Annotated in this window: 9 protein-coding genes; 8 read left to right on the top strand and 1 reads right to left on the bottom strand. The window is 71.5% G+C overall.

Annotated features, from left to right (window positions below; genetic code table 11):
- Positions 1 to 151: 151 nt before the first annotated feature.
- The 7 genes from D7X12_RS34735 to D7X12_RS34705 all read left to right on the top strand — a co-directional run bounded on the left by D7X12_RS34735 (position 152) and on the right by D7X12_RS34705 (position 8,791).
- Positions 152 to 1,333, top strand: a complete 1,182-nt coding sequence (locus D7X12_RS34735) for an acyltransferase family protein (RefSeq protein ID WP_120629502.1) — start codon at positions 152 to 154, stop codon at positions 1,331 to 1,333.
- Positions 1,334 to 1,341: 8 nt separating this feature from the next.
- Positions 1,342 to 2,490, top strand: coding sequence for a glycosyltransferase family 4 protein (locus D7X12_RS34730; protein ID WP_120629501.1), 1,149 nt, complete (start codon positions 1,342 to 1,344; stop codon positions 2,488 to 2,490).
- An 84-nt stretch (positions 2,491 to 2,574) separates the two neighbouring features.
- Entirely contained in the window at positions 2,575 to 4,062 is a 1,488-nt protein-coding gene (locus D7X12_RS34725) for an MraY family glycosyltransferase (protein WP_120629500.1), read from the top strand.
- A 4-nt stretch (positions 4,063 to 4,066) separates the two neighbouring features.
- Positions 4,067 to 5,122, top strand: coding sequence for a nucleotidyltransferase family protein (locus tag D7X12_RS34720; RefSeq protein ID WP_208719468.1), 1,056 nt, complete (start codon positions 4,067 to 4,069; stop codon positions 5,120 to 5,122).
- Between the two features lie 119 nt (positions 5,123 to 5,241).
- Positions 5,242 to 6,213 carry a nucleotidyltransferase family protein gene (locus D7X12_RS34715; RefSeq protein WP_120629499.1) on the top strand — a complete coding sequence of 324 codons (972 nt, stop codon included), beginning with the start codon at positions 5,242 to 5,244 and terminating at the stop codon, positions 6,211 to 6,213.
- A gap of 104 nt (positions 6,214 to 6,317) precedes the next feature.
- Positions 6,318 to 7,616: a UDP-glucose dehydrogenase family protein gene (locus D7X12_RS34710; protein ID WP_120629498.1), complete on the top strand. Its 1,299-nt coding sequence runs from the start codon at positions 6,318 to 6,320 to the stop codon at positions 7,614 to 7,616.
- Complete coding sequence (locus tag D7X12_RS34705) at positions 7,613 to 8,791, top strand: acyltransferase family protein (protein WP_120629497.1); 1,179 nt, start codon at positions 7,613 to 7,615, stop codon at positions 8,789 to 8,791. The genes D7X12_RS34710 and D7X12_RS34705 overlap by 4 nt, the downstream gene beginning before the upstream one ends.
- A gap of 73 nt (positions 8,792 to 8,864) precedes the next feature.
- Here the strand turns inward: D7X12_RS34705 and D7X12_RS34700 are convergent, their stop codons facing one another.
- Positions 8,865 to 9,140, bottom strand: a complete 276-nt coding sequence (locus D7X12_RS34700) for a hypothetical protein (RefSeq protein ID WP_120629496.1) — start codon at positions 9,138 to 9,140, stop codon at positions 8,865 to 8,867.
- A gap of 285 nt (positions 9,141 to 9,425) precedes the next feature.
- Here D7X12_RS34700 and D7X12_RS34695 point away from each other — a divergent pair, with 285 nt between their 5' ends.
- Positions 9,426 to 9,668, top strand: a complete 243-nt coding sequence (locus D7X12_RS34695) for a hypothetical protein (RefSeq protein WP_120629495.1) — start codon at positions 9,426 to 9,428, stop codon at positions 9,666 to 9,668.
- The last annotated feature ends 105 nt before the right edge of the window (positions 9,669 to 9,773 follow it).

Raw genomic sequence — 9,773 nt, 5'->3', positions numbered from 1 at the left:
GGGGGGCATGGGGCCGGCGCATTGTGTCCCATGCGCGCTCCCGCACGGCAATGACCGCATGAGGGCTCGTCCGCCCGCGGAGCGACCCGCCACGCGCGGGGATGCGGTTGCCGGGCTCGCGCGCGCGGGCGCATACTCGCGCCCCTCCGTCATGGCTTCAGCGCCGCGTCCCTCGCTTCCGGCCCTGACCGGTCTCCGCTTCTTCGCCGCGCTCCATGTGGTGGCCTTCCACGTGACGCCGCGTGAGGGCCGGCCCGCGTGGCTCGGGGGCCTGCTCGACAACGGCCCGGCGAGCGTCACCCTGTTCTTCATCCTCTCCGGCTTCGTGCTGGCCCAGGCGTACCTGGGGGAAGCGTCACCCGGCCCGGTGTCGCGGCGCGCGTTCTGGGTGGCGCGCTTCGCCCGCGTCTATCCCATCTACCTGCTGGGCCTGGTGCTGGAGGCCCCGGCCTTCTTCCTGGCCGTGGTGCGACAGGAAGGCGGCCTCACGCTGGAGTCACTCCAGCGCCTCCTCGGGGTGGGCTCCGCGGTGGTGAGCCTCACGCAGGCGTGGGTGCCATCCGCGGCCTGCGCGTGGAACTGCCCGGGCTGGTCGTTGTCCGTCGAGGCCTTCTTCTACCTGCTCTTCCCCGTGCTCGCCGTGCCCGTGGCCCGCCTGGGGCCGAAGGGCCTGCGGTGGGGGGCCCTGGCGCTGGTCGCGGTCGCGGCGCTGCTGTGCGGCCTGTGGCTCGTGGGGGATGGCTGGCTCGCGGGCGACTCCGCGCACCGGGAGACCTGGCTTCGCGTCGGTGAATACTCGCCGCTGCTCAAGCTGCCGCAGTTCCTGCTCGGAGTCGTGCTGGGCCGTGCCTTCGTATTGCGCCGCACGGAGCCGGCGGCGGGCCCGGCCCCCGGGAGCTTCGTGGCGAGCTTCGTGGCGGCGGGGCTCGCGTTGGGGCTGCTCACGGTGTCGTGGTCCGGCAGTGCCTGGGCCTTCCGGGACCTGGTGCTGACGCCGGTGTTCGCGTGGCTCATCTGGACGCTGGCGCGCGGTCACGGCCCGCTCGCGGCCTTCCTCTCACGAGCCCCCCTGGTGCGCCTGGGCGAAGCCAGCTACGCGCTCTACATCCTCCACGTCCCCCTGGCGTTCTACGCACGCGCGGCGGAGCGGCTGTCCGGGGTGGGACTCGAACGCCGTGCGCCGTGGAGCTACAGCGCGCTGGCCATCACGTCCTTCGTGCTCCTGTCGCTGGCCGTCTTCTCCTGGCTGGAGGAGCCCGCGCGGCGTTGGATCCGGGCCCGCTGGTCACGACCGCGTCCCGCACCCCTGTCCGCCTCCAGCGGCCTGCTATGAAGCCCTCCATGCGCGTCCTCCTGGCCATCCACCACCCCCTGACCCAGGACATGGGCGCCCCTGGCGTGACGCTCGCGCTGGGCCGTGCGCTCCGGGCCCAGGGCTGCACGGTGGACTACTACAGCTACAGCGAGGCGTACCCCGGCGAGCTGCACCACACCGCGCTCCATGGCGTTCGCTTCCCGTGGAAGCTCGCCGCGCACCTCACCCGCGTGGCGCGCGACTACGACGTGCTCGACGTCACCACCGGAGATGCGTGGCCCTGGGCACGCGCCGGACGCCCCGGCGCCTCCCGACGTCACGCGCTGGTGACGCGCAGCCACGGCCTGGAGCACACCCTCTCCGAGCGACTCCGCGGCGACGCACGCGAGGGCAAGCTGCACCTGAGCTGGAAGTACCCGCTGTACCACGGGGGCTTCCGCCTCTGGGAGGTCGCGCAGACGCTGCGACTCGCGGACCGCTCCGTGCTCCTCAACGCCGAGGACGCCGCCTACGCGAGCGAGCGGTTGGGCATCCCCGCTTCAAAGCTGAGCGTCATCCCCCACGGTCTCGGGGAGGCCTTCCACGGGCTCCCCCTGCCCGCGCCGCTCGCGGAGGGCCCCCTGCGCCTCGCGACCGTGGCCACCTTCATCCAGCTCAAGGGCCGCGAGGACGTCATCGCGGCGGCCGTGCGCCTTCACGCGCAGGGGCTGCCCTTCACGCTGACCCTCTACGGCACCGGCACCCCCGAGCCCGAGGTCCGCGCCGCCTTTCCCCCGCATCTCCAGTCCCTCCTGCGCGTGGTGCCGCACTACGCCCACGCGACGCTGCCCGCGTTGCTCGCGCAGGAAGAGGTGATCCTCTTCCCCAGCCACACGGAGGGCCATGGCATGGGGCTGGTGGAGGCGATGGCCTCGGGCCTCGTACCCATCGCCACGCCCGTGGGCGTGGCCCCTTCCATCGTGCACCCGGGCCGCACGGGCTTTCTCGTGCCCATCGCCGACGTGGACGCGCTGGTGGAGGCGGTGCGCGCGCTCGCGGCGGACCCGTCGCGAAGGTACGCGCTCCGCCGGGCGGCCCAGGCGGAGGTCCAGAGACTCACCTGGCCCGACATCGCCTCGCGGACCCGTGCGGTTTATGAAGAAGTCCTGCGTATGCGGAATGCTAGCGGCAAGTAGGCAGGCGCGTTGTTCGTCTTCAATGCTTCCGGTCATTGACGCGCTGCATGGTTGGCCCCCACGATGGGGGCTGACTCCCCCTGCATGATCACCTTCTTCGTCGCCTTCCTCGTTTCGCTCGTCGTCGCGCTGGCACTCACCTGGGTCGTCCGCGAACGCGCGCTCGCGTGGGGCTGGCTCGATCCGGTGAACTCCAGTCGCAAGGTGCATGTGCAGCCCATCCCGCGGCTGGGGGGCATTGGCATCGTGGTCGGCTTCTTCGCGCCGCTGTGCGCGCTGTTCCTCGTGGACTCGGGGGTGGGCCTCCAGTTCCGCGCGCAGACGGACCTCATCGTGGGGCTCTTCGCCGGTGGCGCCATCATCGCGGCGCTGGGGCTCTACGACGACCTCCGGGGCGCGGGCGCGAAGCTGAAGTTCTCCGTGCAGTTCGCGGTGGCGCTGGGGCTGTACGCGCTGGGCTTCCGCATCGAGGTGCTGGCCAACCCCTTCGGCGCGGAGCTGACGCTGGGCTTCCTGAGCCTGCCCCTGACGATGCTGTGGGTGGTGGGCGTCATCAACGCGCTCAACCTCATCGACGGATTGGATGGGCTTGCGGGCGGGGTCGCGTTCTTCGGCGTGGGCACCCACTTCCTGCTCGCGCTGATGCGCGGGGACGTGCTGCTGTGCCTGCTGATGATCGCGCTCGCGGGCGCCATCCTCGGGTTCCTGGTGTTCAACTTCAACCCGGCCTCCATCTTCATGGGGGACACGGGCAGCATGTTCCTGGGCTTCGTGCTCGCGGCGGTGTCCATCAAGACGTCGTCCAAGAGCGGCACCGCCGTGTCGCTGCTCGTGCCGGTGATGGCGCTGGGCCTGCCCATCATGGACACGCTGCTCGCCATGGTGCGCCGCTCGCTGCTGGGCAGACCCATGTTCAGCGCGGACAAGGAGCACATCCACCACCGGCTGATGAGCCGCCTGCTGCTCACCCACCGCACCACCGTGCTGGTGCTCTACGCGCTGTGCACCCTCTTCATGCTCACCGCGCTGGGGCTCCACTTCGCCAACAGCCTGCAGAGCGCGCTCCTGCTCTGCGGCATGGGCGTCGTCATGATGGTGCTGATGCGCAAGCTGGGCTACCTGGACATGCGCAACGCGGGCGCCGTCCAGCAGACGCGCCAGCGCAACCAGCAGCTGCGCACGCTGGTGAAGGCCGTCACCCGCGCGGTGCGCGAGGCGGGCTCGCTCCAGGAGGTGTGGAACGCCCTGCGGCCGCTGGCCACGGGCATGGACGCGGCCACGCAGGAGCTGCGCCTGCGCCGCCCGTACGAGGAGCCTGAGGCGGGCGTCACCTTCGAGGCCCAGCGTCCGGAGGCCGGCGCCTCCGCGCCGCTGGAGGTGCGCGTCGTGGTGAAGGACGGCGACCTGCTGCTCGGCTCGCTGCGCCTGTGCTGGCGCGACGGGCGCGGCACCATCGACCGCGACGAGGAGCTGGCGCTGGAGGTGGTCGCGGACGCGGTGGCCGAACGCACCGTGGAACTCGCGCACCTGGAATCCGCCAAGCCCGCGCGCGTCATCGCCCTGCGACGGTGAGCCCGTGAGCCCGGCGGCGACTCCGAGCCTGCTGAGCCTGCTGACGCTGCTGAAGGCCTGGCCGGACGCGCCCGCCGGGCCCGCCCCCACGGAGTCGGAGTCCGCTGACGCGCTGGTGAAGGACGCCGTGCGCCACGGCCTCGCGGGCTTCGTCGAGCACGCCCTGGCCCGCGCGGACTGGACGCTGCCCGACGCCGCACGGGCGCTGCTGCGCCGCGAGTCCCTGTCCGGCGCGGCCCGGGGCATGCGCGTGCGGGCGCTGCTCTTTCGCAGCGTGGAGGCCCTGGGCGCGGCGGGCGTGGTGCCGGTGCTGCTCAAGGGCTACGGCCTGGCCCGCAGGCTCTACCCGGAGCCGCTCCAGCGGGCGACCACCGACGTGGACCTGCTCGTGGCCCGCGCCCAGGTGCTGTGCTCCGTGCACGCGCTCCAGGGGCTGGGCCTGACGACGAAGGCGGCCAGCGCGGAACGGGACGACACCCACCATGTGGAGCTCACCGGACCCGAGGGGCTGGTGGAGCTGCACTACCGCGCCCTCGCGGGCTACGGCCAGGCGCTGGAGGGCGACGCGCTGGTGGCCCGCGCCGAGGACGCGGAGCTGGACGGCCAGCGCGTCCGCTTCCTGGGCGCGGAGGACGAGGCCGTGTACCTGGCCCTTCACGCGAGCAACCACCTGTTGCAGCGGCTGGCGTGGCTGTTTGATTTGAAGCTGCTGGCGCGGGCCCGGCCCACGCTGGACTGGGACGGGGTGGTGACGCGCGCGAGGCAGACGGGCCTGCCCCACCTCGTGTGGTACGCGTGGGACGCCGCGCGGCGGCTCCTGGACGCGCCCGTGCCGGAGCGGGTGCTCCAGGCCCTGGCCCCGCCCCTCTGGCAGCGCGCGCTGGCGACCCGGCTGTTCTCCGGGCCCCGGCTGCTGGACGCGGAGCTCGCCCGGAACAAGCCCGCGTGGGTCGCCGCGAAGCTCGCGCTGGCGCCCCGCGCCCGGCCCATGGTGCGCTATGCGCTCCGCCGGCTGCGCGGGCTCGGGAGGCTCCACCGGCCCCGGGACCGCGAAGGGTAGGAAGCCCGGCCCGTCCGGTCGCCTGGGCAACAGGAGGCCCGTCCCGGTGTCCGCCGGGGGAGCGCGCCCCAAGACGGTCATTGCGGCGGGCGTGCTCCGCCCATTAAAGGTGCCGCACCATGGCGCCCAGCCTCCTCGACATGTTCCGGGTCCTGTCCTCCTTCGAGCCTCCGCGCGGAAAGCTCCGGGGTGCGCCCTGGGAGGCCTACGTCGACTGGGCCATCTCCCAGGGGCTGGCGCCGCTCGCCGCGTACAACCTGGAGTACCGGATGGGCGGGGGCGAGGCGCCCGAGTGGGCCCGCGACCGGATGATGGCCATCTACACCGGCTCCGTGAACGACAACGTCATGAAGCTGGTCCACTTCAAGCGCATCGTGGATCAGCTGGAGGGCCGGAAGATCCTCCTGCTGGGCGGCGCCGCGTTCGCGGAGGCGCTCTATCCCCACGTGGGCTTCCGCCCCGTGCTGGACATCCAGGTGCTGGTGCGCCGCATGGACGTGGACGGCTTCGCCGGCTACCTGTCCAACCACGAGTTCGTCCCGGAGAAGGACGACACGAACAGCGGCGCCGCGCGCGTGGTGTCCGACGGCCGCACCCCCATCTACATCTACTCGGACGTGCTGGGCGCGAACCGCCGCGAACAGCTCACCAGCATCTTCGAGCGCGCCCGCCCCATGAAGGTCTACGGCGCCTCCGTCTTCCGCCCGGAGCTGGAGGACGCGCTCCTGCTCACCGCGCTGGACCAGGCCCACCGCGGCTACGACGTGCCGTGGCTGTCCTACGTGGACCTGCGGGAGCTCATCACCGGGGCCACCTGGATGGGCGGCGTGTACTCGCGCCCCCTGGACGTGCCGGCCCTGCTGTCGCGCGCGGAGGCGTTCGGCCTGGAGCGCGCCCTGTACACGTCGCTCGCCATCGTCGCGCGGCTGTTCCCGGAGGCGGAAGGAGCGGCCACCGCCGCGTTCCCGCCGCTGCGTCGTGCCACGCGCGAACTGCTGGACCGCGGGGTGGTGGGTCCTGTCAGCACCCCTGGCCGCGCCTCGGTCCTGCGGGGCGTGGACCGGCTGCGACGCCTCCTTACCGGGCAGTAGGCCTGTCTGCTTGCTGTGCGTTCAGGACCCCCGGGCTTTCTTTCGGTGCGCCTGTCGGCATATGAGTTCGTGACGCCACCTGTCGAAACCAGGACCTTTCAAGAATGCGTATTGCCATCATCGGATCGGGCTACGTCGGACTCGTCGCGGGCACCTGCTTCGCGGACTCCGGAAACGACGTTGCGTGTGTGGATATCGACGAGCGGAAGATCCGCATGCTCCAGGACGGGCAGGTGCCCATCTATGAGCCGGGTCTGGAAGAGCTGATCCGCAAGAACGTGAAGGAGAAGCGCCTCACGTTCACCACCAACCTGGCGGAGGGCGTGGCGAACGCCCAGGCCGTGTTCATCGCGGTGGGCACGCCGGAAGGCGAGAGCGGCGAGGCCGACCTCCAGTACGTGCTCGCGGCGGCGCAGGCGGTGGGCCGCGCGATGAAGCAGTACACGGTGGTGGTGGACAAGAGCACCGTGCCGGTGGGAACCGCGGACAAGGTCCGCGACGCCATCTCCAAGGTGACGAAGGTGGAGTTCGACGTCGTCTCCAACCCGGAGTTCCTCAAGGAGGGCGCCGCGCTGGACGACTTCTTCAAGCCGGACCGCGTCGTCATTGGCGCGGACACCGAGCGCGCCCGGCAGCTCATGGGGGAGCTGTACGCGCCCTTCGTGCGCACGGAGAACCCCATCCTGTTCATGGACACGCGCTCCGCGGAGCTGACGAAGTACGCGGCCAACGCGATGCTCGCCACGCGCATCTCCTTCATGAACGACGTGGCCGCGCTCTGCGAGAAGGTGGGCGCGGACGTGGACTTCGTGCGCAAGGGCCTGGGCGCGGACAAGCGCATCGGCTATCCATTCCTGTTTCCCGGCGTGGGCTACGGCGGCTCCTGCTTCCCCAAGGACGTGAAGGCGCTCGTCACCACGGCGCGCGAGTACGGCCTGGAGCTGGACCTGCTGCGCGCGGTGGAGCGCACCAACGAGCGGCAGAAGAAGCTGCTCGTGAACAAGGCCGTGAAGCACTACGGGTCGCTGGAGGGCAAGAAGTTCGGCGTGTGGGGCCTGGCCTTCAAGCCCAAGACGGACGACATGCGCGAGGCGCCGGCCATCGAGGTCATCGAGGGCCTCATCGGCAAGGGCGCGCAGGTGATTGCGCATGACCCCGTGGCCGCGCACGCGTCCAAGCGCGTCTTCGGCGACCGCATCCGCTACGCGGAAGTGCCCTACGACGCGCTGGAGGGCGTGGACGGCCTGTTCGTCGTCACCGAGTGGAACGAGTTCCGCCACCCGGACTTCGACCGCATGAAGGCGCTGATGAAGTCGCCCGTCATCTTCGACGGCCGCAACATCTTCCAGCCGTCGCGCATGCGCGAGCAGGGCTTCACCTACTTCGGCATCGGCCGTCGATGAAGCAGGGCGGTTCGCTGGATGCCCTCACGGGGCTGCGCTTCCTGGCAGCCCTGCACGTGGTGATGTTCCACTTCGGCACCGGCTGTCTTTCGTGGGCGCCGGAGTGGCTGTTCTACCTGGTGGGCTCCGGCTACGCGTCCGTGGGGTTGTTCTTCCTGCTGTCGGGCTTCGTGCTCGCGTACAACTACGTGGACGCCGACGGCAGGATGCAGACGCAGCCCCGCGTCTTCTGGAGCGCCCGCCTGGCGCGCGTCTACCCGGTGTTCCTGCTGACGTTCCTCCTGTCGGCGCCGTCCACCATCCAGGGCTCGCTGGCGGCGAACTCGCTGCCCATGGCCACCGCGAAGCTGGGCACCGCGGGCCTCACCACGCTGGCGCTGCTCCAGTCCTGGGTGCCCAAGCTGGCGCTCTACTGGAACCCGCCGGGCTGGTCCGTGTCGGTGGAGGCCTTCTTCTACTTCCTGTTCCCCGCCGTGGCGCGGCGGCTGGTGGGGCTCCAGGGCGCGCGCCTCAAGGGGGCCCTGGTGGCCGTGTGGGTCGCGGGGCTGGTGCCGCCGCTGCTCTACCTGGCGCTGCGCCCGGATGGGCCGGGGACGCTGGACGTCACGTCCGGAGGCCTCTGGCTGACGGTGCTGAAGTTCAACCCGCTGTTGCGCCTGCCGGAGTTCCTGCTGGGCGTGCTGCTGGGCACGGCCTTCGTGCGCGAGCGCGCGGCGGCCCTCTCCCAGCCCCGCTCCGGCGGGAGGATGACGGCGGCGGGCGCGGCGCTGCTGCTCGCGGCCTTCATGCTGGGCGGACGGATTCCCTATCCGCTGATGCACAACGCGCTCCTGGCGCCCGCGTCGGGGCTGCTGGTCTACGGCCTGGCGCGCGGCGGCGGCGTGCTGGGGCAGGCGCTGTCGCGGCCGTGGCTGGTGCAACTGGGTGGGGCCAGCTACGCGCTGTACCTGCTCCAGTACCCCGTCAGTGAGCTGATGCACTGGCTGGCGACGCGCGTGGACCTCGCGTCGCCGTGGCGCTTCCTGGGCCTGCTGCTGGCGCTGCTGGTGCCTGCGTCGCTGGCGGTGCACCGGTGGGTGGAGACGCCGTGGCGCACGCGCGTGAAGCGGGGACTCCAGCCGTGGGTGGAGGGGGCTGCGTCACCGGCTCCGGCACGCGCGGCACCGGGGACCTGAAGCGGCCTGGGTTGAAGCCCCTGGGCTGCTGAGGACTGCTGGAGGACTGCTGGAGCCTGTGGGGGCGCCTTCGTCAGCGGGCGAGGCCGCAGGCCTTCTTGCCGTCCTCGGTCTCGATGGCGCGGCAGTCGCAGACCTCGAGCTTCGCCTCGCACGCGATCTCATCCTCGGCGGTGGGCTCCACCCGGGACTCTTCGTCCGCGGCGCGCTGCTGGCAGGCCTGCTTCTCCACCGAGTTCAAGGCGCACTCACAGAGCTTCTCGGACAGCTCGCGGCACGTCGTCTTGCACGCGGTGAGTCCGGAGAGGGAGGCGCAGAGGACGGCGGCGGTGAGGAATAGGCGACGCATGGGCTGGGCGGAAGATGCCAGATGGGTCCCCGGATGCAAGCGATGTCCCGGCGCGTCCGCCCTGCGGGAGGGCCCCTCGCGCCTGGCTGCCCTCCGCTCCCGGCGGCCGCGCCGGCCCCTCCCTCTGTAACGGAACCCGCTACAGCCCCGGAGGGAACCGTAACCCGGCGTGTCACGGCTCGTCTGGCTGTCCGGTGATTGCAGGGAGATACGTTCTGGCGTGATTCGTGCTCCAATAGGCCCCGCCAGCCGCAGCCACCCCCTGTCCCCGAGCCGAGGTCTCCGATGATCGTCCTCCGTTACATGCCGCTTCGAGGTGCGCTCATCACGCTGGCCATCACCTGTGCCGTGGGGACGGCGTTCGCGGGCTGGAAGCCGGCCCCGGAGCCCTCCGCGTCGCTGTCGTCGGCTCCGGAGGTCATGCTCAACGACACCCCGAAGCACTGCGACGAGTCCCCGGGCGCCGCCAATCCCTTCGACGACGTGCGGGGGCCCCCGGCGGGGCTGGACACGCTCGAGATGCCCTGAGCGAAGGGGTTCCGGGGCCTCGGAGCCTTGGGGCCTCCTGCCTCCTGGGCGGGGAGCCGGCCCGGGCGCGGGTGCCGGGGCCGGCTCCCCGCCCAGGAGGCAGGA

This window comes from Corallococcus sicarius, from assembly GCF_003611735.1.
GTDB lineage: Bacteria > Myxococcota > Myxococcia > Myxococcales > Myxococcaceae > Corallococcus > Corallococcus sicarius.
The sequence above is the reverse complement of the archived record's forward strand: the minus strand, read 5'-3'. Positions and strand labels throughout refer to the sequence as shown.

Bases quoted from the DNA above. Each gene is read 5' to 3' on its own strand.
- D7X12_RS34735 (WP_120629502.1), top strand. From the start codon at position 152: ATGGCTTCAGCGCCGCGTCCCTCGCTTCCGGCCCTGACCGGTCTCCGC.
- D7X12_RS34730 (WP_120629501.1), top strand. From the start codon at position 1,342: ATGCGCGTCCTCCTGGCCATCCACCACCCCCTGACCCAGGACATGGGC.
- D7X12_RS34725 (WP_120629500.1), top strand. From the start codon at position 2,575: ATGATCACCTTCTTCGTCGCCTTCCTCGTTTCGCTCGTCGTCGCGCTG.
- D7X12_RS34715 (WP_120629499.1), top strand. From the start codon at position 5,242: ATGGCGCCCAGCCTCCTCGACATGTTCCGGGTCCTGTCCTCCTTCGAG.
- D7X12_RS34710 (WP_120629498.1), top strand. From the start codon at position 6,318: ATGCGTATTGCCATCATCGGATCGGGCTACGTCGGACTCGTCGCGGGC.
- D7X12_RS34705 (WP_120629497.1), top strand. From the start codon at position 7,613: ATGAAGCAGGGCGGTTCGCTGGATGCCCTCACGGGGCTGCGCTTCCTG.
- D7X12_RS34700 (WP_120629496.1), bottom strand. From the start codon at position 9,140: ATGCGTCGCCTATTCCTCACCGCCGCCGTCCTCTGCGCCTCCCTCTCC.
- D7X12_RS34695 (WP_120629495.1), top strand. From the start codon at position 9,426: ATGATCGTCCTCCGTTACATGCCGCTTCGAGGTGCGCTCATCACGCTG.